The sequence below is a fragment of the Bradyrhizobium sp. Unk1 genome (genome assembly GCF_059512345.1).
In genome coordinates this window covers 35,102-59,976 of the sequence record NZ_JCAMOP010000032.1, presented here as the reverse complement: position 1 = coordinate 59,976, position 24,875 = coordinate 35,102, and the positions used below count along the sequence as shown (strand labels likewise).

General features: G+C 64.4%; 26 protein-coding genes. 19 read left to right on the top strand and 7 right to left on the bottom strand.

All coding sequences use genetic code 11. From position 1 onward, the window contains the following. The first annotated feature begins 8 nt into the window (after positions 1-8). Complete coding sequence (gene pcaH / locus AC5ZFO_RS33310; protein WP_282524835.1) at positions 9-791, top strand: protocatechuate 3,4-dioxygenase subunit beta; 783 nt, start codon at positions 9-11, stop codon at positions 789-791. A 4-nt stretch (positions 792-795) separates the two neighbouring features. Further along, a complete protein-coding gene (gene pcaG, locus AC5ZFO_RS33305) occupies positions 796-1,422 on the top strand; it encodes a protocatechuate 3,4-dioxygenase subunit alpha (protein ID WP_282524834.1) in 627 nt (208 codons plus the stop codon). Positions 1,423-1,446: 24 nt separating this feature from the next. On the opposite strand, the gene AC5ZFO_RS33300 is transcribed toward pcaG, so the two are convergent. Continuing rightward, positions 1,447-2,061, bottom strand: a complete 615-nt coding sequence (locus tag AC5ZFO_RS33300) for a LabA-like NYN domain-containing protein (protein ID WP_282524833.1) — start codon at positions 2,059-2,061, stop codon at positions 1,447-1,449. A gap of 401 nt (positions 2,062-2,462) precedes the next feature. Continuing rightward, complete coding sequence (locus tag AC5ZFO_RS33295) at positions 2,463-3,368, bottom strand: helix-turn-helix domain-containing protein (RefSeq protein WP_282524832.1); 906 nt, start codon at positions 3,366-3,368, stop codon at positions 2,463-2,465. Between the two features lie 51 nt (positions 3,369-3,419). Between AC5ZFO_RS33295 and pobA the strand changes: the two genes are divergently transcribed. Continuing rightward, positions 3,420-4,592, top strand: a complete 1,173-nt coding sequence (pobA, locus tag AC5ZFO_RS33290) for a 4-hydroxybenzoate 3-monooxygenase (RefSeq protein WP_496123035.1) — start codon at positions 3,420-3,422, stop codon at positions 4,590-4,592. A 446-nt stretch (positions 4,593-5,038) separates the two neighbouring features. Here the strand turns inward: pobA and AC5ZFO_RS33285 are convergent, their stop codons facing one another. From AC5ZFO_RS33285 to AC5ZFO_RS33275, 3 genes are all read right to left on the bottom strand, one after another. Next, the gene (locus tag AC5ZFO_RS33285) at positions 5,039-7,189 is read right to left on the bottom strand and encodes an adenylate/guanylate cyclase domain-containing protein (protein ID WP_282524830.1); all 2,151 of its coding nucleotides are present in this window, start codon (positions 7,187-7,189) and stop codon (positions 5,039-5,041) included. A gap of 18 nt (positions 7,190-7,207) precedes the next feature. Beyond that, complete coding sequence (locus tag AC5ZFO_RS33280; protein WP_282524829.1) at positions 7,208-7,879, bottom strand: hypothetical protein; 672 nt, start codon at positions 7,877-7,879, stop codon at positions 7,208-7,210. Between the two features lie 188 nt (positions 7,880-8,067). Continuing rightward, entirely contained in the window at positions 8,068-9,207 is a 1,140-nt protein-coding gene (locus AC5ZFO_RS33275; protein ID WP_282524828.1) for an HD-GYP domain-containing protein, read from the bottom strand. A gap of 287 nt (positions 9,208-9,494) precedes the next feature. Between AC5ZFO_RS33275 and AC5ZFO_RS33270 the strand changes: the two genes are divergently transcribed. The 12 genes from AC5ZFO_RS33270 to AC5ZFO_RS33215 all read left to right on the top strand — a co-directional run bounded on the left by AC5ZFO_RS33270 (position 9,495) and on the right by AC5ZFO_RS33215 (position 21,673). Next, positions 9,495-9,818, top strand: a complete 324-nt coding sequence (locus tag AC5ZFO_RS33270; RefSeq protein WP_282524827.1) for an STAS domain-containing protein — start codon at positions 9,495-9,497, stop codon at positions 9,816-9,818. Further along, positions 9,818-10,183, top strand: a complete 366-nt coding sequence (locus AC5ZFO_RS33265) for a response regulator (protein WP_008142319.1) — start codon at positions 9,818-9,820, stop codon at positions 10,181-10,183. Before AC5ZFO_RS33270 ends, AC5ZFO_RS33265 begins: the two co-directional genes overlap by 1 nt. Continuing rightward, positions 10,180-12,267 carry a chemotaxis protein CheA gene (locus AC5ZFO_RS33260; protein ID WP_282524826.1) on the top strand — a complete coding sequence of 696 codons (2,088 nt, stop codon included), beginning with the start codon at positions 10,180-10,182 and terminating at the stop codon, positions 12,265-12,267. Before AC5ZFO_RS33265 ends, AC5ZFO_RS33260 begins: the two co-directional genes overlap by 4 nt. Beyond that, positions 12,267-12,728 (top strand): chemotaxis protein CheW, encoded by a 462-nt coding sequence (locus AC5ZFO_RS33255; protein ID WP_282524825.1) that lies wholly within the window; start codon positions 12,267-12,269, stop codon positions 12,726-12,728. The genes AC5ZFO_RS33260 and AC5ZFO_RS33255 overlap by 1 nt, the downstream gene beginning before the upstream one ends. Positions 12,729-12,765: 37 nt before the next feature. Further along, a complete protein-coding gene (locus AC5ZFO_RS33250) occupies positions 12,766-14,463 on the top strand; it encodes a methyl-accepting chemotaxis protein (RefSeq protein WP_282524824.1) in 1,698 nt (565 codons plus the stop codon). A 36-nt stretch (positions 14,464-14,499) separates the two neighbouring features. Beyond that, positions 14,500-14,976, top strand: coding sequence for a chemotaxis protein CheW (locus tag AC5ZFO_RS33245; RefSeq protein WP_063985241.1), 477 nt, complete (start codon positions 14,500-14,502; stop codon positions 14,974-14,976). A gap of 60 nt (positions 14,977-15,036) precedes the next feature. Continuing rightward, positions 15,037-16,839 (top strand): methyl-accepting chemotaxis protein, encoded by a 1,803-nt coding sequence (locus AC5ZFO_RS33240; protein WP_496123034.1) that lies wholly within the window; start codon positions 15,037-15,039, stop codon positions 16,837-16,839. A 138-nt stretch (positions 16,840-16,977) separates the two neighbouring features. Further along, positions 16,978-17,832, top strand: a complete 855-nt coding sequence (locus tag AC5ZFO_RS33235; RefSeq protein ID WP_282524872.1) for a CheR family methyltransferase — start codon at positions 16,978-16,980, stop codon at positions 17,830-17,832. 15 nt (positions 17,833-17,847) lie between these two features. Next, on the top strand, positions 17,848-18,939 hold the full coding sequence (locus AC5ZFO_RS33230; RefSeq protein ID WP_282524822.1) for a protein-glutamate methylesterase/protein-glutamine glutaminase: 1,092 nt from the start codon (positions 17,848-17,850) through the stop codon (positions 18,937-18,939). A 5-nt stretch (positions 18,940-18,944) separates the two neighbouring features. Further along, positions 18,945-20,672: a chemotaxis protein gene (locus tag AC5ZFO_RS33225; RefSeq protein ID WP_282524821.1), complete on the top strand. Its 1,728-nt coding sequence runs from the start codon at positions 18,945-18,947 to the stop codon at positions 20,670-20,672. Between the two features lie 148 nt (positions 20,673-20,820). Continuing rightward, a complete protein-coding gene (locus AC5ZFO_RS33220) occupies positions 20,821-21,264 on the top strand; it encodes a hypothetical protein (protein ID WP_282524820.1) in 444 nt (147 codons plus the stop codon). Positions 21,265-21,388: 124 nt separating this feature from the next. Further along, positions 21,389-21,673 (top strand): hypothetical protein, encoded by a 285-nt coding sequence (locus AC5ZFO_RS33215; protein ID WP_282524819.1) that lies wholly within the window; start codon positions 21,389-21,391, stop codon positions 21,671-21,673. A 13-nt stretch (positions 21,674-21,686) separates the two neighbouring features. On the opposite strand, the gene AC5ZFO_RS33210 is transcribed toward AC5ZFO_RS33215, so the two are convergent. Both AC5ZFO_RS33210 and AC5ZFO_RS33205 read right to left on the bottom strand, forming a co-directional pair. Beyond that, positions 21,687-22,052, bottom strand: a complete 366-nt coding sequence (locus AC5ZFO_RS33210; protein ID WP_282524818.1) for a VanZ family protein — start codon at positions 22,050-22,052, stop codon at positions 21,687-21,689. A 344-nt stretch (positions 22,053-22,396) separates the two neighbouring features. Then, positions 22,397-22,570, bottom strand: a complete 174-nt coding sequence (locus AC5ZFO_RS33205; protein ID WP_282524817.1) for a hypothetical protein — start codon at positions 22,568-22,570, stop codon at positions 22,397-22,399. A gap of 820 nt (positions 22,571-23,390) precedes the next feature. Between AC5ZFO_RS33205 and AC5ZFO_RS33200 the strand changes: the two genes are divergently transcribed. From AC5ZFO_RS33200 to AC5ZFO_RS33185, 4 genes are all read left to right on the top strand, one after another. Then, positions 23,391-23,717 (top strand): hypothetical protein, encoded by a 327-nt coding sequence (locus tag AC5ZFO_RS33200; RefSeq protein WP_282524815.1) that lies wholly within the window; start codon positions 23,391-23,393, stop codon positions 23,715-23,717. Positions 23,718-23,852: 135 nt separating this feature from the next. Then, positions 23,853-24,023: a hypothetical protein gene (locus AC5ZFO_RS33195; RefSeq protein WP_162136531.1), complete on the top strand. Its 171-nt coding sequence runs from the start codon at positions 23,853-23,855 to the stop codon at positions 24,021-24,023. An 87-nt stretch (positions 24,024-24,110) separates the two neighbouring features. Beyond that, complete coding sequence (locus AC5ZFO_RS33190) at positions 24,111-24,389, top strand: hypothetical protein (RefSeq protein WP_282524814.1); 279 nt, start codon at positions 24,111-24,113, stop codon at positions 24,387-24,389. A gap of 51 nt (positions 24,390-24,440) precedes the next feature. Then, complete coding sequence (locus AC5ZFO_RS33185; protein ID WP_028159056.1) at positions 24,441-24,863, top strand: hypothetical protein; 423 nt, start codon at positions 24,441-24,443, stop codon at positions 24,861-24,863. Positions 24,864-24,875 lie beyond the last annotated feature (12 nt).

Below are 24,875 nucleotides of genomic sequence, written 5' to 3'. Positions count from 1 at the left end.
CAACGCCGATGAATGTCCAGGCGCCAGCCTTGCAGGATCCCCGCCTCAACCGACCCGAGCCGTTCACCCCACGCGACGGTGGCTTCTTCCAGCGCGACCACTCGATCCATCCGCCGGCGCATGCGCCCGGCTACAAATCCTCGGTGCTGCGCTCGCCGCGCCAGCCGATGCTGTCGATCGAGAACTCGGTCTCGGAGATCACGGGTCCGGTGTTCGGCCACAACGATCTCGGTCCGCTCGACAATGATTTGATCCGCAACTACGCCAAGGATGGCGATCCCGTCGGCGAGCGCATCATCGTCCATGGCCGTGTGCTGGACGAGACCGGCCGCGGCGTGCCGAACACGCTGGTCGAGTTCTGGCAGGCCAATGCCGGCGGCCGCTACCGGCATAAGAAGGACACCTATCTTGCCCCGATCGATCCGAATTTCGGCGGCTGCGGCCGCGCGCTGAGCGACGACACCGGCTACTATTATTTCCGCACCGTGAAGCCGGGCCCCTATCCTTGGCGCAACTTCGTCAACAGCTGGCGTCCGGCCCACATCCACTTCTCGGTGTTCGGCTCGGGCTTTGCGCAGCGCCTGATCACGCAGATGTACTTCGAGGGCGATCCGCTGATTCCGGTCTGTCCGATCCTGACGACGATCCCGGACAAGGACGCGCTCGACCGCCTCGTGGCGCCGCTCGACCTCAACGCTTCGACGCCGTTCGACTCGCTCGCCTACCGCTTCGACATCGTGCTGCGCGGCCAGCGTTCCACCTATTTCGAAAATCGTACCGCGGGGAACTGAGCCAATGCCGCAGCCGCTCAACTATCTCAAGGAAACCGCCTCGCAGACCGCCGGGCCCTACGTCCATATCGGCCTGATCCCGGCCATGGCCGGCTTCGACATCTTCGAGAAGAACTTTTCCAACGTGCTGGTGACGCCACGCACGCAAGGCGAGCGTATCACGCTGGAGGGCCGGGTGTTCGACGGCGCGGGCACGCCGCTGCGCGACGTGCTCCTGGAAATCTGGCAGGCCAATGCGTCCGGCCGCTACAACCATCCGGCCGATCGTTCCGCCGGCGCGCCGGACGACGAGTTTCGCGGCTGGGGCCGCGCCGGCTCGGATTTCGACAGCGGCCTCATCACTTTCGAGACCATCAAGCCGGGCGCGATCACGGACAAGGCAGGTCGCAGATGCGCGCCATACGTCAATATCTGGATCGTCGCGCGCGGCATCAACATCGGTCTCAATACGCGACTCTATTTCTCCGACGAAGAAGCCGCGAATGCCGCCGACCCCGTGCTCAACCTGGTCGAGCCGCCGGCGCGGCGCGCGACGCTGATCGCCACGCGCGGCGAGCGTGCCGGCAAGGTCGTGTACTCTTTCACGATCAATCTGCAGGGGGCGGAGGAGACAGTGTTCTTCGACGTCTGACGATCCGGCGGTCGTCCCGCACGATCATTCCACCTGGTCGCCTCGATTGATCGATCCGCGCGTGGTGGCTTGCTGTGGTTGCTGGCGCATCTCGCGCGATCCCGGCCGCTCGGCCGGGGCGCGCCCCACTCTTGGCTTCAACTCCGTCAGATCGATGAAGACGTCAGCCTGCCGGCGCAGTTCGTCGGCTACCATGGGAGGCTGGCTCGCAAGCGTCGACACGACCGTCACGCGGACGCCGCGGCGTTGCACGGCTTCCACCAGTGAACGAAAATCCCCATCGCCCGAGAACAGCACGATCTGATTGACGTGCTCGGCGAGTTCCATGGCATTCACGGCGAGTTCCACATCCATGCTGCCCCTCATCTTGCGGCGGCCGGTCGTGGCGTCAACGAACTCCTTGGCGAGCTTGGTGACGACGGTGTACCCGTTATAGTCGAGCCAATCGATCAATGGGCGTATTGACGAGTATTCCTGATCCTCGCTCACGGTCGTGTAGTAGAAGGCTCGCAGCAGCGTACCTCGGCCGTGAAATTCGCCGAGCAGGCGCCTGTAGTCGATATCGAAACCGAGCGCCTTGGTGGCGGCATAGAGATTGGGGCCATCGATGAAGACCGCAATCTTCTCAAGCGAAGACATTCTGCACAAATCCCCAGTTCCGCATGGAAGCCGGCGGGTTCAGCCGTCAGGGCTGCGTGCCGGCCGGAAAACGCCGAAGTCGCCGATGGCCCGCGGAAAAAGGCGGCGCGCAGACGGCCGGAGGGAGGGCCGTCCCGCGCCAGTTAAGGGAGGTTGCTGCGATCAGCGTCAGGATTCCGAATGCAGTCACCTTATGGCGTGCGCATGCCACGCTCAATTGTACGGAGGTAAACGGCGCGTATCCAAAGGGTTGGATGCTCTATACGAAGGTAAGTGGCGCGTCAGGTCGGATCTCGACAGCCCGGCGCGATCACGGATACGGCCGGCCGCAAATGCGCGCCGCACGTCGATGTCTGGATTGTTGCGCGCGCCCGAGGACCGGTTCTTCGACGCGGGATGCCTCAAGCTTCGCCGCCATGGAGCTGGGCGCGAAAGGCGCGCGGCGACAGGCCCGTGGCTGCGGCATAGACGCGGCTGAAATAGGCGGGATCCTCGAAGCCGAGCGCATAGGCGATCGTCGAGACCGGCAAATTGGTGTAGACGAGGTTGCGACGCGCCTCGCGGATCAGCCGGTTGAGGATCAGGTGCGAGGCGGTGTCGCCGGTCGCCGCCCGCGTCAGCCGGTTGAGATGGGTCGGCGTGATCGACAGCGCACCTGCATAGTCCGCAACGCTCCAGCGTTCCAGATGATGCTGTTCCAGCAGCGCCTCGAAGCGGCGGAACAGCCCGCTTTCCGCCGTACCGTTGCCGCCGCTCTCGCTGGTGAGCGCGCGGGCCACCAGCCCGATCATGGCCGCCGACAGTGCACGCAGCACGTGCGCGCGGCCGAAATCGCGCGCGGCGTGCTCGGCGAAGATCTGCTTCATGGTGGTGCGGATCTGCGGCGTGCCGCGCACCACGGCCGATCGTGACAAGGCGCCGCGTAGTCCTTCCGAGGCAAGCAGTGCCTCGTCCAGAATTTCCGCGGCGATGGTCAGCACCCAGCCCTGGGTATCGGGCTCGAAGCGGAAGCCGTGGACATGGCCGACCGGCACGTTGACGACCTGCATCGGCCGGAGCGGCACCGCGCGCCCGTCGAGCGTCGCCTCGCCGCCGCCGCGCTCGATCAGCAGCACCTGGTGCAGCCGGGCATGGCGATGCACGGCCAGCGTCCAGTCGTGCAGCACCGAGCGCGAAGCGATCGTCTCGCAATGCACGACGTCGGGCAGATCGCCGGACTCGCCGAAGAGGTTGTAGACCCGGATTGCCGGGGCTGAGGCTGTGCTTCTCATGTTCGAATAGTACAAGACAAAGACGAAACCCTCCATCGGTTTGCGGCGTCGTATCTGCAAAAAACGCAGCGACGGGAGGACGTAAAAATGAAAGTTCAGGTCTGCATCATCGGCGGTGGGCCGTCCGGGCTGCTGTTGTCCCAGCTTCTGCACCTGAAGGGCATCGACACTGTCGTGCTGGAGAAATACAGCCGCGACCACGTGCTCGCCCGCATCCGTGCCGGCGTGCTCGAGGACGGCTTCGCCAGGTTGATGCGCGAGGCGCAGTGCGGCGAGCGGATGGACGGCGAGGGCGAGATCCACAACGGTTTCGAGATCGCGCATGACGGCGTGCTCTCCCATATCGACCTGCACAAGCATTCCGGCGGCAATTCGGTGCTGGTCTACGGCCAGACCGAGCTGACGCGCGACCTCTACGAGGCGCGCGATCGCCTCGGCGGCAAGGTCGTGCACAACGCCGAGGACGTGACGCCACACGATCTGACGTCGGACCGGCCCTACGTGACCTATCGATCGAACGACGAGATCGTCCGCATCGATTGCGATTACGTCGTTGGCGCCGACGGCTTTCACGGCGTCAGCCGCAGGTCCATCCCGAAGGACGTGCTGCGCGAATACGAGAAGGTGTATCCGTTCGGCTGGTTAGGGGTGCTGTCGCGCACGAAACCGGTATCGCCCGAGCTGATCTATGTGAAGCATGAACGCGGCTTTGCGCTCTGCTCGCTGCGCTCACAAGTGCTGAGCCGCTACTACGTCCAGGTGCCGTTGACCGACAAGGTGGAGGACTGGAGCGACGATGCGTTCTGGACGGAGCTGAAGCGCCGCCTGCCGGACGAGGTCGCCGGCCGCCTGATCACCGGGCCCTCGATCGAGAAGAGCATCGCGCCCCTGCGTAGCTTCGTCGCCGAGCCGATGAGCTACGGCCGCCTGTTCCTCGCCGGCGATGCCGCCCACATCGTGCCTCCGACCGGCGCGCGCGGGCTCAACAGCGCGGCGTCTGACATCTATTACCTCTACCACGCCATGCTGGCGCATTATCAGCACGGCGACGATTCCGGGCTCAAGGGGTATTCCGCCAAGGCGCTTGCGCGGATCTGGAAAGCGCAACGCTTCTCGTGGTGGATGACGATGCTGCTGCATCGTTTTCCCGACCGTTCCGAATATGAGGAACGGCTTCAGCAGACGGAGCTGGAATATCTGCTCTCGTCCGAGACCGCGCAGCGCCTGCTTGCGGAGAATTACGTGGGCCTGCCGTTTTAGGTAGTGGCAGTCGCCTGCTGTGCTGAGCCGCAGTGAAGATCAAATGACTCAGCATATCTGCCCGTTGTCGCCCCAGTCGCAAATGTGACCGGGCCAGCCCCGGACCGACGGACCGAACCATATTGGAATGCCGTCCCAGAAAATCCAGCGGCCATCCGGTTCAAGCGGAAGCTTGTAGGACCTGCTGACGGTGGCGGAATGGTTCATATCAAAGGGCGCGCGTATTATGACGCGTCGCTTCTCGCGAGCCATGGCGGACGTTGTGAGCATAGCGATCGCGATCAATCCAATCGACAAGAGCTTGATTGGGGACATCGAACTTGCCTTTTAGCCCTTGATAGGGGCTGCAACCTTAGCCCGTTTCTTCAACCTTGGGCAGGCGGAACCTATCCGAGTTGTCATGGCGCATTTGCGCCAGTTGAAAACGCACCGGGCCGCGGCGGCAACTACTTTCCTTCCAGCGTGTTGACCGGTGTCCAATCCGGCGGCGGTGGATTGGCCGCGAGGGCTTGGGCGCGCTTTGCGAACAGCGTTGACGCTGGATCGGTCTTTGCCATCGTCTCGAACGCCTCGGCCGCCTTTGCGAACTCCCGCGCCCGCCAGTAGGCCAGCCCCTCCGCATACGCCGCGCCCACCTTTGTTTGCGCCGCGCTCTCCGCGCCCTTGTCCGCCAGCGGCTCGAACACCTTGATTGCCTCGCCGCGGCCGAGCACCCTGATCGCATCGAGCTCACGCCAGGCGAAAGTGTCGCCGGTCTGCGCCATCGTCGTTTCCGAGGCCATGATGGCGGTGCCGTAATATTTGTTGGCGCCCTCGAGGCGCGAGGCGACGTTCACGGTGTCGCTCATCACGGTGTAGTTGAAGCGACGGCGCGAGCCGATATTGCCGACCACGGCCTCGCCGCTGTTGAGCCCGATGCGGTGCGACAGGCCGTGGCCCGCGAAGGCGGGATTGCTGGCGTTCAATTCCGCGAGCTTCTCGTGGCACTTCAGCGCGGCGTGAACCGCGTTGCGCGCGTGTACGGGATCGTCGGCCGGCGCGCCGAACATCGCGACGATGGAATCGCCGATATATTTGTCGACATAGCCGCCATGGCTCTCGATGATGTCGGTCATGGCCGAGAGATATTCGTTCATCAGCGTCACCAGCTCGCCCGGCGTCATCGTCTCGGCGATCGAGGAGAAGCCGCTGAGGTCGGAGAAGAACATGGTGACGTTGCGCATCTCGCCGCCGAGCGCCGGCATCTTGCCGGAGGCGACCATGGTGTTGATCACTTCGGGCGCCAGATAGAAGGCAAAGCTCTTGCGCAGAAAACGCTCGTCGCGATCGGCCAGCACGAAGCGGTAGCCGATCATCATCGCGAGCGCGGCAAGGCTCGCGAGCGCGGGCTCTGTCAAGGGCAGCGCCAGGGCATGCACGAACGCGCCGACCGCCACGGCGGCGTAAACGGCGGTGAGGGCGAGCCAGGCGATCACCGCGCCGCCGGGTGCGAGCATGCAGGCCGCGCAGGCGATGATCGCCGCGAACGCAATCGTGAGGACGGTCCGCGCCGGAAAGCCGAGCTCCGTCACGGCGTCGCGCTCGATCAGGTTTCGCACGACGGTGGCATGCACGAACACGCCGGCGATGTCGCTGCGGGCCTTCTGCGCGGTGCCGGCCGGGGCGGGCAGGGCGCAACGCGGTGCGGGCGAGCCGTCATATCCGCCGGAAAGCCGCATCGAGGTGAGCTTGCGGTCCTCGAAATTGAGGACGGTGCCGAGCAGCACAACCTTGCCGTCGAAGGCGCGGCGGAAGAAATCGCGGTCGCCTTTCTCGACGCAGGCACGCAGGTCGGCGAAAGAATAGGCCGGGACGTCGCGGCCCATGCCACGGTAGTTGAGCGTCAACGTGTTGGGGACCGCGCTCGGGATCGTGTAGCCGGGCAGCTGCATCGCGCCGGATGGTCCGTTCCCGGGCGTCGTGCCGAGCGCACGCGCGGCGAGCTCGACCGCCATCGCAGGGACAGGCTTGCCGTCGATGGCAAAGCTCAGCGGCATCCGCCGGATCACATCATCGGTGTCGGTATGCACGTTGAGGGCGCGGACAACGTTTTTCACCGCAAGTCGCTGTGCGGGGTAGGGCACATCCGGATGGTCATTGCTCAGGATCTCGCCAAGCACCAGCTTGCCGCCGTCGGAGAGTTGCCGGAGTGCGATGAGGTAGTCCCGGTCAAATCCCTTCAAGCGGCTGCCGAACGACGCGTCGCCAAAGGGAATTTCCGACTGCTCGATCGAGCTCGGAAAGATGACGTCGAAGCCGATCACCTTGGCGCCGCCCTCGCTGATGCTGGCGAGCACCCGGCCGATCTCGCGCGTCCAGGTCTGGGTCGGCGATCCCTTGAAGGGCGGCGTGTCGTAGGTCTCCCCGTCGATCGCAACCACGACGACCGGAGAAGCGGCGGGATCGCGGCGATCGCCGACAAGCTTCCAGCGCAGCGCCGTGAGGATATCGAGCGAGAGACCTTGCAGCGTCTGAAGCGGCGGGGACGTGAAGACTGCGCCCGCAACGAGCGCAATCAGGATCGCCGCAACGATGTCCCGTCCCCCGATCCGCCGCATCGCCCCGTCGCAGACCGCCTATTCGAGCCGCAGCAGGCGGCCGACGATCGGCGTCGACGATGATGTGGCGCTGGCATCGACCTGGAAGGCGTAGCGCTTGGCGCCGAGGATGGCGAGATAGCTGCCGCCCGGGGTCAGTGTCTTTCCGGCCTTGGCAAAGTCGTAGAACTTGCCACCGACCATGATCTCGCTCTTGAGCGGCACGCTGATCGTGGGCTCCTTGCCGTCGGTGCGTTCGATCACCAGCGTGCTGCCGCTCTTGGCCTGTACCAGCGGCGCGACGCCATAGAGCGTCGGCAGCTTGGCCGGCGGCGCTCCCTTCGCGTCCGATCGCATGGTGCGGAAGGTCGTTGCGGCGCTCTGGTTCGCCTCGCGCTCGGACAGTTTTGCCGCATTGGTATCGCAGGGCACCTTCTCGCGCTTGACCTCGCCGAGCTGTACGGTGCTCTGCTCGGCGCCGACCAGGACGACGCCTTCGCTGATGGTCTCGCGCTGGCAGGATTTGAGGTAGCTGAGCGTGACGCTGGCCTTGGGCCCGAGCTTGATGATCTTGCCCGGCGCCACATAGTCCATGAAGGCGATGCCGTCGACCTTGCCCTGGACGTCTTCGACGATCGCGGCCGGGGTCTCCGCCAAAGCGGGAGCCGCAAGACAGAACGCGCCGACACCAGCGCCGATCAGGCTTCTCATGGGAATTCTCATCCAATTCGACCGATAAATCGCCGGTCCCCGTCCTGGTTCGATGCTTAGCACCGGCGCGTCCAGACAAATGTGACCGGAATCACTCTTGGTTGTTGGTGCACTCTAGCAGGAACAGGTTCAAATCTGCGACCGGAGAAAAGCGAAGTCGCGGCAAGCTATTGGCCGGATGGATCATGTCAGGCGGCCGGGACGGGCTCAGGCAACCGGTCCTCGACCGCAGGGCTCTCTGCCGCACACTCTATAATAGGTGCGAGACGCGCTTCGGTCTTCTGATACGGCGTCGCCTGTTGACCGGCGGCGATTTCCACGACCTCGTCCCAGCGCGACAGGAAGGCCCCGACGCAGGCCGGGTCGAACTGCCGGCCCTGGTTCTCGACCAGATAGTCGCGCGCCACGTCGAGCGGCATCGGCTCTTTATATGGCCGACGCGTCGTCAGGGCGTCGAACACGTCGGCGACTGCGACGACGCGCGCGGCGACCGGGATCGCGTCTGCCTGAAGGCCGTTCGGATAGCCCGCGCCGTCCCAGCGCTCGTGATGGCCTGCGGCAATTTGCGCACCGAGCTGGATCAGCTCGCAGCTGGAATCCGCCAGGATCTTTTCGCCGATCGTCGCATGGGTGCGAATCACCGCCATCTCATCGTCGGTGAGCTTGCCGGGCTTGAGGAGGACATGATCGGGGATGGCGACCTTGCCGACGTCGTGCAGGGGCGCGGCCAGATAGATGTCGCGGCAGAGCCGGGGCGGCAGGCCGAGCTGCTCGGCGATGATGCGGCTGTAGCGGGCCACCCGCAGCGTGTGCTCGCCGGTGTCGTTGTCGCGGTATTCGACCGCGAGCGCGAGCCGCAGGATGATCTCTTCCTCGCGCTCACCGAGCTTCCGGGTCGCGGCGGCGACCGCGCTCGCGAGATCGGCGGCACGGTCGTTCTGCTTGCGTACGGCTGCACCAAGGCGCACCAGATTGCGCAGGCGCACCGTCATCTCCAGGCTCTGTGGCTGTTTCGGTAAGAAATCGGTTGCACCAACCTGCAGCGCTTCCATCTTGACGTCATCGGTCTGTCGCGACGTGATCATCGCGATCGGGATGTCGGCGCAGCCGGGCAGGGTGCGGAAGGCGCGGATGAAGCTGATGCCGTCCATATGCGGCATCTCGTAGTCGACCAGCACGAGGTCGAAGACGCGCTCGCGTGCGCGAGCCAGCGCCTCGACGGGATCGAGGAAAGTCGTGGCCTCGACCAGGCCTTCGGCTTCGATATGACGTTTCAGGAAATTGAGGACAGAGCGGCTGTCATCAACCAAAAGCGCTTGGGTCAGCATCGGCGGCCGGTCTCGTTCGGATGGCGAGGCGTGACCTCCACGAATAGCCGCTGCGATTTAACGCGGAGCAAACGTCCGGGCTGCGGCGAACTGACTCAAGACTGCGCACAACGCATGAGAAATGAGCGAACCATGCACGCCTGCATGCATGCGCGAAGTTCTAGGGTTTGTGACCCGTAGTTGTACGGTGATGCCCATTAGGGGTTTGCACACTCTCCCAAGGGAATAGTCGCCGTGCGGGATTCGCGTCATGCGTGCAGCGAATCCCGAGGAAATCTGGGGGACGAATGCCGTCTGATGTCACTGAGCCGAAGTGGTCCCTACGGCTGCCTGCAGATTGCAGCATCGCTGCGATCCGCAGCGTCTATGACCTGATCCGAGAGGCTTTCGGCCGGCAGGACCGGCTCGAGATCGATTGTTCGAGCGTCGACAAGGCCGACGTAACCTCGATCCAGCTTCTGCTGTCGACCGCCAGGACGGGCGAGGCCCAGGGCCGCCCGGTGGTGCTCACATCATTCTCCCAGTCTCTGCGCAACACCCTTCGCCGCGCCGGCTTCGCCAGCGATGCGATGATCGAACAGCACTTCCCGCAAAAGAAAGATGGCACCTGATGGCCACGATTCTCACGGTCGACGATTCCCCCAGCATCCGTCAGATGATCAAGGTCGTGCTCGAGCCGGCCGGTCACAACGTGATCGAGGCCGGCGACGGCGCGCAAGGGCTCGCCAAGGCGCAGGCCGGCAAGCTCGACCTCGTCATCACCGACCTCAACATGCCCGTCATGAACGGGCTGGAGCTGATCCGGGCGCTGCGCAAGCTGCCGAGCGCGGTCGGCATGCCGATCGTGTTCCTGACCACCGAATCCAATGACACGGTGAAGCAGGAAGCCAAGAGCGCCGGCGCCACCGGCTGGATCACCAAGCCGTTCAAGCCCGAGCAGCTGCTCGCCGTGGTCGGCAAGCTGGTGCGTGCATGAGTGCGATGGACCCGACCGAGGTCTTTCGCCAGGAAGCCAGCGAGCTGTTCGAGGTCCTGGAAGGGGCCCTGCTCGATCTCGGCCAGCGTCCCGACGACCGCGAGCTGGTCGATTCCGCCTTCCGCGCCCTGCATACGATCAAGGGCTCGGGCGCCATGTTCGGCTTCGACAAGGTCGCCTCCTTTACCCACGAATTCGAGACCGCGTTCGACCGCGTCCGCAAGGGCGAGATCAAGCCGACGCAGGAGCTGATCTCGGTCGCGCTTGCGGCCAAGGACTATATCCGGGCGCTGATCGAGGATCCGCAGTCGACCGACGACATCATCGGCGAGGCCATCCTCGACGATCTCAAGCGCTTCGTGTTTCCCGACCAGCCTGCCGCTCCTGTCGCCGAAATCGCCGAAGCGCCGCCGCTGGCCCCCAGTGAGAGCAAGCAGACCGGCTGGCACCTGTATCTGGAATTTGAATCCCACATCCTGCGCAACGGCTCGAACCCGCTCGATCTGCTGGAAGACCTTTGCAAGCTCGGCCCGTGCTTCGTCGTGCCCGTGACCGACGGCATCCCGTTCCTCGACGAGATGGAGCCGGAAGACTGCTATCTGAAGTGGGACGTCAAGCTGCACGCGGCCTGCGACAAGGACGCGATCGACGACGTCTTCATGTTCGTCCAGGACGAGATGAAGCTGACGCTCTCGCCGCTTGAGCAGGTCGAAGCGCCCGCGCCGCTACCGTTGTTCCAGCTTCTCGACGAGGAGCCGACACCGGTGGCCGAGATGGCCGCGCAGGCGGTCGAGGTCGCTGCCGCGCCCGTCGCCGCGCAGCCCCCCGTCAAGGCAGAGCCGAAGCCGGAAGCCAAGCTTGAATCGAAGTCTGAACCGAAACCCGAGGCCAAGCGTGACGATCGCGGCATCGCCACCGTCCGCGTCCAGGCCGAGCGTCTCGACGAGTTGATGGACCGGGTCGGCGAGCTCGTCATCGCCCAGGCGCGGCTGACGCAGCTCGCCTCGTCCGGTTCGGATCTCTCGATCAAGATGATCGCCGAGGAAATCGAGCGCCTTGCCTCCTCCTTGCGTGACACCACAATGGGCGCGCGCATGGTACCGATCGGCTCGCTGTTCGGCCGCTTCCGCCGCCTGGTGCACGATTTGTCGCGCGACCTGTCGAAGCCGGTCGAATTCGTCACCACGGGCGAGGACACCGAGCTCGACAAGACCATGATCGAGTGCCTGGCCGATCCGCTGGTTCACCTGATCCGCAACGCCATCGACCATGGCATCGAAGACACCGCGACCCGCTCCGCCAACGGCAAGACGGAGCAGGGCCGGATCGAGCTCGCGGCTGTTCATTCCGGTGCGCAGGTGCTCGTCACCGTGAAGGACAATGGCGGCGGCCTCAACACCGCGCGCATCCGCGCGAAAGCGGAAGAGCAGGGGCTGATCGCCTCCGGCGCCGTACTGACCGATCACGAGATCCACCAGTTCCTGTTCCACCCGGGCTTCTCGACCGCGCAGACCATCTCGGCGCTGTCGGGCCGCGGCGTCGGCATGGACGTGGTCAAGCGCACCATCGAGACCATGCGCGGCACGATCGACCTGTCGACCCGGCCGGGCCAGGGCACCACGGTGACGCTGCGCCTGCCGCTGACGCTCGCGATCATCGAGGGTCTTTTGATCCGCGTCGGCGAGGGCCGCTACATCATTCCGTTGTCGGCGGTGGAGGAGTGCGTCGAGCTGACGGCAGAGGACGAGCGCTCCCGCGGCCGCAACTTCCTCAACGTGCGCGGCAACCTCGTGCCGTTCCTGCGCTTGCGCGAGATCATGACCGCATCGGGCGCGCCCGACCGGCACCAGAAGACGATCATCATCTCGACCGGCGAAACCCGCGTCGGCCTGGTCGCCGACCAGATCATCGGCAACCACCAGACCGTGATCAAGTCGCTCTCCAAGCTGCACTCCGACGTCACGATCTTCTCCGGCGCGACCATTCTGGGCGACGGTACGGCGGCGCTGATCCTCGATGTCGCACAGCTCGTCGCGATGGCGCAGTCGAAGGTCGAGAAGCAGCACATCAGCGAGGCGGCGTGATGAACGAGGCGCATACGGAGGAACATCAGGTCGACGCGATGCAGGTCGTGATGATCGGTCTCGGCGAGGAGAAATTCGCGCTCGACGCCGGCCTCGTCCGCGAGATCATCGATCCCGTGCCGGTGACCAGGGTGGCGGGCGCGCGGGCCTTCGTTCCGAGCGTCATCAACGTGCGCGGCAACGTCATTCCGCTCGCCGACCTGCGCATTCGCTTCGGCATGCCGCAGCTCGACGACTCCGCCGACACGCGCATCGTCGTCATCGAGATCGAACTGGACGGCGAGCCGGTGCTGGTCGGCGTCACCGCCGACAAGGTCTATGAGGTCACCGAAATATCGCAGACCGACGTGCAGCAGACACCGCGCGTCGGCATGCACTGGAAGCCGGAGTTCATTCGCTTCATTGCCAAGTGGCGCGAAGAGTTCGTCATCGTTCCGAACATGGAACGCATCCTGAATTGAGATGAGGTCTCGGGCGAGACTGGGGTAGGGGCTGGAAATGAGATTTACGGTCAAGGCAAAGCTTGCCATCGCGTTCGGTGTGGTCCTGTTGCTGTCGATGGCGGCGGGTGGCCTCGCTTATGTGAAACTGAGCGAGATGATCGACACCGCCGACAGTCTGGTGTCGCGCGCGGGCCGAATGGACCGTGCGGCGGAAATCGAAAAGGGAGTTCTGTCCCAGGTTCGGGCCGAGAAGAACCTGCTTCTCGCGCCGGATAGCGAGGCCGACCGCTTCATCGCCGAGATCGCCAAGCAACGTGAGACGCTGCTGAAACTGAAAGAGGAGATCCATGGACAGGCTTCTGCCGAGGGCAAGAAGCTGATCGAGAATTTCGGCGCCGCCTACGTCCGGATGAATGCCATTCAGGACGACGTCCTCAAGACCGCCAGGACCGACAGGACGAAGGCCGTCGAGCGCTCGTCGATTGAGGCTCGCAAGGCGGCCGGCGAGGCGATGGAAGCCGCCAGCGTCTACGTAACCAACGTCAAGAAGAACATGGCCGCTCAGACGGCCCAGGCTCACGAGGACGGCAACCGCGCTCAGTTCCTGCTGATCTCGGCCGTGTTAGCATCGCTTGTGATCGGCCTGATCGCCGCGATCTGGATTTCCCTCAGCATTGCGCGTGGCCTCAGCCGCGCCGTCGGCCTTGCCGGCGCGGTGGCGAGTGGCGACCTCAGCCAGACGATCAACGTCTCCAGCAACGACGAGATCGGCGATCTGGTCAAATCGCTCAACATGATGGTCGAGAAGCTTCGGCAGGTCGTCGAGGAGGCTCTCACCGCTGCAAACAACGTCTCCGCCGGCAGCCAGGAGCTCTCGGCCAGTGCCGAGCAGCTCTCGCAGGGCGCGACCGAGCAGGCCTCATCCGCCGAGGAGGCCTCGTCCTCGATGGAAGAGATGGCCTCGAACGTGAAGCAGAATGCCGACAACGCCAACCAGACCGAGAAGATCGCTGCGCAGTCGGCCAAGGACGCGGAAGCCAGCGGCGTCGCCGTGGGGCGTGCCGTCAATGCGATGCAGACCATCGCCGAGAAGATCACGATCGTGCAGGAGATCGCGCGCCAGACCGACCTGCTCGCGCTCAACGCCGCGGTCGAGGCCGCGCGCGCCGGGGAGCACGGCAAGGGCTTTGCGGTGGTCGCCTCCGAAGTCCGCAAGCTCGCAGAACGCAGCCAGGCGGCGGCGGCCGACATCGGCACGCTGTCGACGGAAACCGTGAAGGTCGCGCGGGAAGCCGGCGACATGCTGTCCAAGCTCGTGCCCGACATCAAGAAGACTGCCGAGCTGGTCCAGGAGATCACCGCTGCCTGCCGCGAGCAGGACGTCGGCTCGGCCCAGATCAACCAGGCGATCCAGCAGCTCGACAAGGTCGGCCAGCAGAACGCCAGCGCCTCCGAGCAGGTGTCCTCGACCTCCGAGGAGCTCGCCTCGCAGGCCGAGCAGCTTCAGTCCACCATCTCGTTCTTCCGCATCGAGCATGCCGGCCGCGGCGAGGCTGCGGCGCCCGCGCCGATCGACCGTGCGGTCACCCAGCTCCGCGCCAAGGCCGCGCACATGGCGGCAGCGGACCGCAGCGTCAAGAAGCCCGCGCCCGCCCGCAAGCCGGCGCGCGCGATGAAGGTCGCCAATGGCGGCGGCTTCGCCTTCGACATGCATGACGGCGAAGACGAACGCGACGCCGAGTTTCAGCGCTGACCGCAACTTGAAAACTATCTGACTCTGGACCGTACCATGGCCGCAACCTCGCAATATCTGACGCTCGGGCTCGCCGGCGAGACGTTCGGCATCAGCATCCGCAATGTCCGGGAAATTCTCGACATGCGGCCGATCTCACGGCTGCCGCATGCGCCGAATTTCCTGCTCGGCATGATCGACGTGCGCGGCAGCGGCTATCCCATCGTCGACCTCCGCACCAAGCTCGGCCTGCCGGCCGTGGAAGCGACTGAAGCGACCCGCATCATCATCCTCGACGTGCCGATGAAGGATCGCCTGGTCGGCGTCGGCTTCGTCGCCGATTGCGTGTTCGAGGTCACCGATATCGACGAGCAGGCGATCGAGCCCATCCCCGAGGTCGGCGGCAAATGGCAGTCCGACTATGCCGCCGGCATCGGCCGCAAGGGCGAGAAATTCGTCGTCATCTTCGATCTCGCCAAGCTGATGGCGAACGACGAGATCCCGGAAGGGCGCGATACCTCTCGCGCCGCCTGAATTTGCAAGCGTGAAGCGTGGTCAAGCGTAAGCACCCCAATTCGAACCAACGAGACTGACATGAGATTCACCGTCAAAGCCAAGCTTGCCAGCGCATTTGGCGTCGTCATCCTGCTGTCCATGATCGCGGGCGCGGTCGGGTACATGAAGCTGGCCGACATGGTCGGCACCACCGAGCTTCTGGTCAGCCGTGCGGGCCGGATGGAAAAGGCCGCCGAGCTGAAGGAAGGCATTCTGTTCCTCGTTCGCGCCGAGAAGAACTCGATCCTGGCGGCGAACGACGCAGAGCACGAGCAGTTCCGGGCTGACCTGATCAAGAATCGCGAAGCGGTTGCCAAGTCCAAGGACGAGATCTACGCGGCGGCCAGCGAAGGCGGCAAGAAGCTGATGGAGGTCTTCAACGTCGCCTTCGCCAAGCTGAACGCCTATCAGGACGAGACGGTCGCGCTCGCGAAGACCGACAAGCCGAAGGCCCTGGATCGCTCCATGCATGACGGCCGCAAGGTCGTTGCGGACGCGATCGAAGCGGCCGACGGTTACATCAAGAACGTCAAGAAGAACATGGCTGAGCAGGCCGAGCAGTCCAAGCAGGACGGTGCGCGCGCCGAGATGCTGCTGATGAGCCTGGTCATTGCCTCGCTGCTGATCGCCGCGGTCGCGGCGACCTGGATTGCGCTGAACATCAGCCGTGCCCTGGCGCAGGCGGTGGGCCTCGCTGATGCGGTGGCGATCGGCGATCTCAGCCACAAGATCGAGTCCTCCAGCAACGACGAGATTGGAGATCTCATCAAGTCGTTGAACGCGATGACGGTCAACCTCAACGCGACGGCGGCGCTCGCCAACCAGATCGCGCAGGGCGATCTCATGGTCGAGGCCAAACCGCTGTCGGACAAGGATACGCTCGGTCTCGCGCTCGAGCGCATGGTGGAGAAGCTCCGCAAGATCGTGTCGGAAGCCCTGACCGCGGCGCAGAACGTCTCCGCCGGCAGCCAGGAGCTCTCTGCCAGCGCCGAGCAGCTCTCGCAGGGCGCGACCGAGCAGGCCTCGTCCGCCGAGGAGGCCTCGTCCTCGATGGAGGAGATGGCCTCGAACGTGAAGCAGAACGCGGACAACGCCAACCAGACCGAGAAGATCGCCGCGCAGTCGGCCAAGGATGCCGAGGCCAGCGGTGCCGCCGTCGGCCGCGCCGTCAACGCGATGCAGACCATCGCCGAGAAGATCACGATCGTGCAGGAGATCGCGCGCCAGACCGACCTGCTCGCGCTCAACGCCGCGGTCGAGGCCGCGCGCGCCGGCGAGCACGGCAAGGGCTTTGCGGTGGTCGCGTCCGAAGTGCGCAAGCTCGCCGAACGCAGCCAGGCGGCAGCGGCCGAGATCGGCACGCTGTCGACTGAGACCGTCAAGGTCGCGCAGGAGGCCGGAAATATGCTCTCCAAGCTCGTCCCTGATATCAAGAGGACGGCAGAGCTCGTCGAGGAAATCACCGCCGCCTGCCGCGAGCAGGACGTCGGCTCGGCCCAGATCAACCAGGCGATCCAGCAGCTCGACAAGGTCGGCCAGCAGAACGCCAGCGCTTCCGAACAGGTCTCCTCGACCTCGGAGGAGCTCGCCTCGCAGGCCGAGCAACTTCAGTCGACGATCGCCTATTTCCGCATCGAGCAGGGACGCAGCCAGGCCGCCGCGCCGATCGACCGGGCGGTGAACCAGCTCCGCGCCAAGGCGGCGACAATGGCGGCCGTCGAGCGGCCGGCCAAGAAGCCGCAGGCGAGGCCGGCGCGCGCCGTGAAGGCGGCCGGTGGCGGCGGCTTTGCCTTCGACATGAACGACGGCGAGGACGATCGGGATGCCGATTTCCAGCGCTGAGACCCGTCAGGAGGTCGGCCCATCCTTCACCGATGGGCCGATCCGCCGTCAGTGATCGTGTAAATGCGTGGGATTCAAGATGGCCCGTTCGGCCCGACATTCAGTGCAGGCAGCCATCGCGGATCGGGGCATTCAGCCATGATGCCCGCCGTGCAGGATACGGTCGTCCATCTGTCCGACCGCCACTTCCGGACCATCGCCGAACTGATCGAGGGCCAGGTCGGCATCAAGCTGCCGCAGGGCAAGCGGCTGATGCTGGAGGGGCGGCTGCACAAGCGCGTGCGCGCGCTGAACTTCTCCGACCTCAATGAATATGTCGACAACCTGTTCGAGGCCGAACATTTCGACGCCGAGCTCACCCATCTCATCGATGTTGTGACGACCAACAAGACCGACTTCTTCCGGGAGCCCCAGCACTTCACCTTCATGAGTGACGTCGCGATCCCGGCCCTGCTCAAGTCGCACGGACGGAAAAACGCGAACCTGAAGATCTGGAGCTCGGCAAGCTCCACCGGCATGGAAGCCTACACCACCGCCATGGTGCTGGACGACATGACGCGGAACGGCTCGCGGTTTCAGTACCGCATCCTCGGGACCGACATCTCGACCGCGGTGTTGCGGCTTGCCAAGACCGCGATCTACACCCGTGACGTGCTCGCGCCGGTACCGGAGCCATTTTTGAAGCGATATTTCCTGTCGTCACGCGACAGGTCGCGCGGCGAGGTACGGGTGGTGCCGGAATTGCGGCGCATGACGCATTTCATGAGGATGAACCTCATGGATAAGTCCTACCCCGTCGACCGGGACGTCGACATCATCTTCTGCCGCAACGTCCTGATCTATTTCGAGCGTGAGACCCAGCGCAAGGTGGTCGAGCAATTGTGCAGCCATTTGCGGCCTGGCGGTTATTTGCTGGTCGGACATTCGGAATCGATGATTCACAGTGCCGTCCCTGGTCTGAAACAGGTTCAGCCCACCATTTTCCAGGTCTGATTGGAGCCACGCGAGATGCCGAAGGAGAAAGTTCGCGTACTGATCGTGGACGATTCGGCGTCGGTTCGCCAAATCCTGCAAACGATCCTCAACGACGACCCTGACATCGAGGTGATGGGGACGGCCTCCGATCCGTTCGCGGCGGCGCGCCGCCTCCAGAACGAAATCCCCGATGTCATGATCCTCGACCTGGAAATGCCGCGCATGGACGGCATGACGTTCCTGCGCAAGATCATGGCGCAGCGCCCGATCCCGGTGATCATCTGCTCCTCGCTCACCGAGGAAGGTTCCAACGTGATGTTCGAGGCGTTCGAGGCGGGCGCAGTCGACATCGTGCCGAAGCCGAAGATCGACACCCGGCAGGCGCTGTTCGAATGCTCGACGCGACTGCGCGAGGCCGTGAAATCGGCGGCGCGCGCGCGGGTCCGCCCGCGGGCGGAGCGCCGTACGATCGAGAGGAAGCTGACCGCCGACGCCATCATCCCGCCGCCGGTGCAGGGCAAGGTCCGGCCGACCACTGAACGCATCGTCTGCATCGGCGCATCGACCGGCGGGACCGAAGCGCTCAACGACGTCCTCGAGATGCTGCCGCCGCACTGTCCTCCCATCGTCATCGTCCAGCACATGCCGGCAGGGTTCACCGCCGCCTTCGCCAGGCGTCTCGACAGCGTCTGCCAGATCCGCGTCAAGGAAGCCGAGGACGGCGAGCCGGTGCTGCCGGGCTGCGCCTATATCGCGCCGGGCGCCCGTCACATGCTGCTCCAGCGCATCGGCCTGCGCTACCAGATCGCGATCAAGGACGGGCCGCCGGTGTCGCGGCATCGCCCCTCGGTCGACGTGCTGTTTCGCTCCGCGGCCCAGCATGCCGGCGCCAACGCGCTCGGCGTGATCATGACGGGCATGGGCGACGACGGCGCGCGCGGTATGCTGGAGATGCGCAAGCTCGGCGCCTCGACGCGCGCGCAGGACGAGGAGAGCTGCGTGGTGTTCGGCATGCCCAAGGAAGCCATCGCGCATGGCGGAGTCGAGAAGGTCGTCTCGCTGCATCATATCCCGCGCGAGATCATGCTCTGGTATCAGGCCGGACCCGTTGCGGTGGCAGGTTGATTGCGATGTCCGCCATTCCGGCCAACACACTCACCGAGGCGATCGTCGCGATCGAGGACGTCTCGTCGCGGATCGAGGACGTCTTCGCGCGCGTCGGTCACGAGCTCGGTCGCGGTCACCTCATCTTCAAGGAGCTGAACCAGGGCCTCGCGACGCTATCGGAGGAGCTCTCCGGCGCCGAGATCGAGGGCGCCGCCACCGCGCTACAGGAGATCGCCGCGCGGCTCAGCGAGCTGGCAGAGGCGCTGCCGGCCGAGAGCGCGCTGCTTGCGACCATCGGCACGAGCACGGCGGAGGCGTCCTCGCTGCTCAAGCCGCTGTTCAAGCACATCCAGATGATCACCATCATCGCGCGCAGCGCGCGGATCGAGGCGGCCTCGCTCGACGGCGATCGCGAGGGCTTTCTCGCCTTCACGCAGGAAGCCTATGATCTCGGCAAGGCGGTACAAGGTTCGATCGAGGGCTGCGCGCGGGACCAGCAGCGCCTGTCGGAAGCCGTTGCGACTGCCTCCGGCCGGCAGAAGGAGTTCGAGAGCCGTTATCGGAATCAATTGGTGTCGGAGAGCGCCGAGCTCGGCGCAGCCTATTCCGGATTGCGCGGCCAGCGCCGGGACAGCAGCCAGCTCGCCGACCTCGCGAGCACCAGCACGAGGAAGATCGCCGAGGCGGTCGGCGGCGCGATCATTTCCCTGCAGGCCGGCGACAGCACACGCCAGCGCCTCGAACATGTCTGCCATGGCCTCGGCCAGGCGTCGGAAGCTGCGCCGGGCCTCGTTCCCGAACGGGGCGCGAGCGAGGACGGCGCGCGCGCGATCTGCCAGTTGCAGGCGGCCCTGCTCAGGGACGCCCAGCGCGAATTCGGCGGCGACATCGGCCAGATCGTTCGCGCGCTCAGCGCCATCCTGCACGATGCGGGCAACGTCGTCGGCCATGGCCGCACGCTGTTCGGCGGCGAGGATGGCGGCTCGTCATCGTTCCTGGCGCGCATCAAGCAGGCACTGGCACATGCCTCGACACTGATCGCCACCTGCGAGAGCGCCGGCCGCTCGGTCGACGAGGCGCTCGCCATCGTCGAGGACACGCTGGCAAAGTTTCGCCAGGCTATCGCCGGGCTCGCCGAGGCGACCGTCGACATCACCCTGATCGGAATGAATGCCGGCCTCAAGGCGAGCCATCTCGGCAGCCGCGGCAGCGCTTTCGTCGTGATCGCCAACGAGCTCAAGGCCACCGCCGACCATGTCTCTGTGGGCGCGGGGCGCTTGCGGCCCGTGCTCGACGGCATCGAGCGCTCTGCGAACGAGCTGAAGGAGCTCCGCGTGCGGGGCGATCCCACGCAGCTCGGCAAGTTCGAGCCGCAGATCCTCCAGGCGCTGCGCGAGGTCGAGGTCGGCAACGAACGGCTCGGCAAGCTGATGAGCCGGCTCGTCGATGAAGGTGCGGAATTCGAAGGCCTGATGAATTCGGCGCAAGGTCTGATGAGCTCGCTGGGCGAGAGCTCCGCGGCCCTGCCTGCGGTTGCCGCGCGTCTCGAGACCGCGAGCGCGGGCACGCAGCAGCCGCAGCCGGAGGCGCAGGATCAGGCGATGCTCGACGATCTCTTCGCGCGCTACACGATGGAGCGCGAGCGGGACGTTCACCGCGAATTCCTGCAAGCGCTTGGCCTTGCGTCGATCGCCGCCACGCGCCGCGTCGATGCGGTCGAGACCGCGGATGACGGCATAGAGTTGTTCTGACGTTCGCCGCCGGCGTCGCGCGTCGGCGGCAATTCGACGGATTGGGTTTTCGGAGCATTAACCTTGCCCGAAGGGCTGGCCGTTAGGTCATTGTCGCGCCCCAGAGTTGGTCGCAAATACAGGGCGATCTTCACCTCGGAAATTCCCCATGCTGAGAGACGGTAAATACGCTGCCTGGTTCAGGACCCCACGAGGTCAGGGCACCGGCATCGTGGATCTGGCCGAGGGCCGGATCTCGGGCCGCGACAGCTTCTTTACTTATGGCGGTTCCTACCGGGTCGATGAGCAGTACTTCTCGGCCGTCCTGACCGTGAACCGGCATGCTGACGGCCCGCTGAGCGTGTTCGGGCCTGATGAGGTCGAGGTCAAACTTTCGGGTGTGTGCAACGGCCTGGTGGCGAGCTGTTCGGGAACGGCCAAGGAAGCGCCTGACGTGAAGTTCGAGGCGACGCTGATCTATAGCCAGGAAGATGCGCCGGCCGACGCCAAATGCGCGGTCGTGAAGCTCAACGCCGACAAGCTGCCCAAGGGCCTCGACAACCGTTCCCGGCCGCGTCATCCGTTTACGCCGCCCAAGGCGCCTGTGTCGTAGGGTGCGGGCTTTTAGCTTTGCATTGACGCTGTTGTCGCGAAAACACCGCGCGACTGTAGTGCGGCAACACTAGTTTTAGAGGTGAAATCTAGGTTGAGGCCCATAACAAAAGGCGGACAGGGACATGCCTCAGATCTGGATGACATATGACGAACTCGCGACCCTCAGCGGCTGCAGCGCTGCCGAAGCCAGGATGCAGGCGATGCATCTGTCGCTCGATCGCCGCAAGAGCCGCGACGGGAACACCCGCGTCAAGCTGAACCTCGCCTTGATGGCCCGGTTCTTCGAGACCGTTCGTGAAGCCGAATTCGACCTCGACGATGCGATCACGGCGCTGCGCGATGCCCATCGGCAGATGTCCGGGGTTCTTTCGACCAATCAGCCGAGCTTGCGGCGCGGAGTAGCGTAAGCCGGCGGCCGCCTCAGGACGGCGGCCTCGGCAGGAAAGCCAGGATGGTCTGGGCCAGAAGGACGCCGACGGTGCCGCCGGCGGCCTTTTGCAGCACGTCGATGAATCGTGGATCACGATCCGGCGTCACCGCCTGCAAGACCTCTAACCCGACTGCGACGGCGATCACGAACGCGCAAGCCAGCTTGACGCGCCCCGGTAGCAGGAAGGACAGCAGGAAGCCCAACAGACCGTAGGCGCTGAAGCGCTCAATCACGACGACCCAGTAGGCCTCCGCGTGGCCCATGAGCGCCGGCCGGCCCGCGAGCTTGGCCAGCGTCGCATAAACGATGAGCACGAGACAGATAACCGCGGCTGCGGTGAGATGATTGCGGCGCATTGCGCCAACATAGCCGGTCGACCGGCTGGCCGCTTTCGAAAGCCAAGAACATCGTTAAGGTTCACAAACCCTCGAGGGCATGAACCAAGGTTCGCGGGCGAACCGCGGAGCCGTGGCTGCGGCCCAATCCGCATGCATCCAGTTGACGTCAAACGAGGCGCGGTCCGGCGACCGTTCTGCGCCGAAAAGGGACGATGTTCAATCTTCATCGTTGGATAGTCTAACATCCGGGCGCGGAGAGATCGCGGGCGCTGAAAGCGATTGGCCCATGTCGACTGGCGGCTGCCATGCATCGATTGATGAGGCGGACGCGCCCGTCCATGACGTGTCGCGTGCGGCCGACGCTAGCTCTTCTTGGCGCCCTTGGATTTCAGCGACAGGCCGAGGCGCAAGGCCATACGCTTGATCGCATCGGGCGAGCGCCCGAGAAGTTTTGCTGCCTCTTCCAGCGAAGTCGAAGACTTGGCCAAATCCATCAGCCGGCGGTCTTCCTTGAACGACCAGGGCCTGCGCGCCATAACCGAAATCATCCTCTCGTCGACACAAAGACAAAGCCGCCAAGCGGACCCACGTTCGCTCGACGGCTTTGCTTGGGTGGGGCCGGGCCTGGGGGAGCCCGGTGCGAAGATGGATATGCGATCCGCTAAGGTTCGCAACAAACAACGCGGATTAAGCTAACTGCTCAACCTTACCGCGATGAAATCGGCGCGTTGCGCTCCGTATAACCACGGAGTTTCGCTAACCAAGATCGATCTGCACGCTGTGATGGTGGGATCGCGAATGTACTGGCACCACGTCCGGTTGTCGCAGAACCGGCGCACGGTCTTCACAAGTCCGCGCTCGAAATCCTCGCGGGAGCGCCAGCCGATATTCGAGATCCGACTCCGCGTCTCGACGCTGCGGCAAGGCTCGGAAGCTCCGCCAATTCGCGCGGACTGTTCTGATGAGCATGGAAGAAGTGCCGATCCCGGAGCCGTCGCCGAGCAGCCGTCGAAACAGCGACCGGTCCTTCGACGCGGTGGCGATGAAGATGTTCCTGATGCCTCCGAGCGTCAGGATGGTTTGCAGGCGCTAGATCATCGGCTTGCCGAAGACAGGCAGGAGCTGCTTGGATGCCATGCTGGCGATGGAGGCGAGCAGGGAACTTGTTCCCTGCGATGATGTCCCTCAATGTCCTCCAAGCTTGGGCCGGCAACCTCCCCTTGATAATGGATGGCACGGCGTTTCGCTGTCAGCACTTGTGCGCGATTAGGAATTATATGCTTCGAGATCACGACATTGTTTGCTTCGAAATCACGACGTAGATTCGAGTGATCAACTTGAATTGAATCGCCGCCGTTGGTCGCAACGGCTCGAACGAGAAAAAATCCAATCGCGATGCATGCGGCAGCGGCCCCGACGAGCAGTATTGCGCTTCTCTCGGTTGAGTCGTCACGAGATCGTCGAATTCGTTCGGCTATGGTGCGCGCGCACGAACAAATCAAAATCAACAAAATCAAGAAGACCGAGATGCTTCAAAAGGCGCGAGCGGCACTTCCTCTCACGAAGCTCAGAGAGCGGGCGTTTGAAGGCGCCTTTTTCAGCGTTGCGCTGATCGCGATGGCGGGCTGGGTGTATTTCATCACGCTGTTGCTGGTGCGATTGTTCCTCTGGTTCTTCGGTTGACGCACGAGCCCGATCACTTCGCATGCAGGGTGCTGCCCAAAAAATCCCTGGCATGACGAGAAAATCAGCGGCGGTGATCATGATCTCGACACAACTCGAAGATGAGACTGCCAGTATCACTGGAATGACTTGCGAATGATGCTGCTCGCGATCCTGGTCTCGCTCCTCGCTGGCTTTGGCGCAGGCTATGCGACGCGCGCGCTGCGGCCTCGCGAGCGCGCGGAGCGTCATCCGTTCCACCGTCCCTACAGTCCCACCGCGTTCCGGCAGAACAGTTCATTGGCGAGGGCGCGGCGTGCATTCTGATGAATTACAACCGGCGTGCGGTTCTCGCGTTGCGGCTCGCATGGCGGCGGAGGGGAGTGAATCATTCCGGGATTTCGGGGAGACGCCATGACGAGCCCGACGTACAACGCGCCACGGCGGTATTTCGTCGATGGGGGAGGTCGCCGCGTCCTGATCGGCCTGACGCCCGAGGAGACGTTCGAGTTCGAGCGGCTCGACAGCGAGCAGGCGCCCGGCCAGGCGCAGGTCGCGCCCGATGGCCGCAATGCGTGGCCCGATGCCGGCGAGCAGCGCAGGCTCGAGCTCTATGAGAAGCACGAGGGTGCCTGGAGGGCCTGGATGGCGCAAAGCCGCACCGAGCGGCGCGAAGGATTCAACCTTTATTAACCATCGCGGGCCCATTTTCTGGTCTGGCGCCTCGAACCGGAAAATGCACGCATGTTTCAGCTCTTCCTGCGGGCCCGCACCCATAACTTCCTGAAAGACCGTTTCGGCGGAGAGCAGGTGTTCCGCGCGCGCTCGCCCGAGCGCGACGCCGAAACCGATCGCACCCGCATCGAAGCCATCATGATTGCGATCGATGACGCCCTGCATGCGGCGGAGCGCGAGCAGTCGGGTCTCAACCGCCGGGTCGAAGACGTGCTGGCGCGCGCCGCCGTGACGATCGGCAACGGCGACGACGAATATCTCGAGCGCGAGGCGCTCGACAATCACCACCAGGACCTGTTCGACAAGGAAATCCTGAACGGCCAGCGCCGACTCAAGGAGCTCGGCGCCTCGATCGCCCATTTCAAGTTCCTGAAGGCGGCGATGCTGAGCCGTTTCCCGGACTACCGGCCTCCGGCGAGCCCCACCAACTGACGCTTGATACGG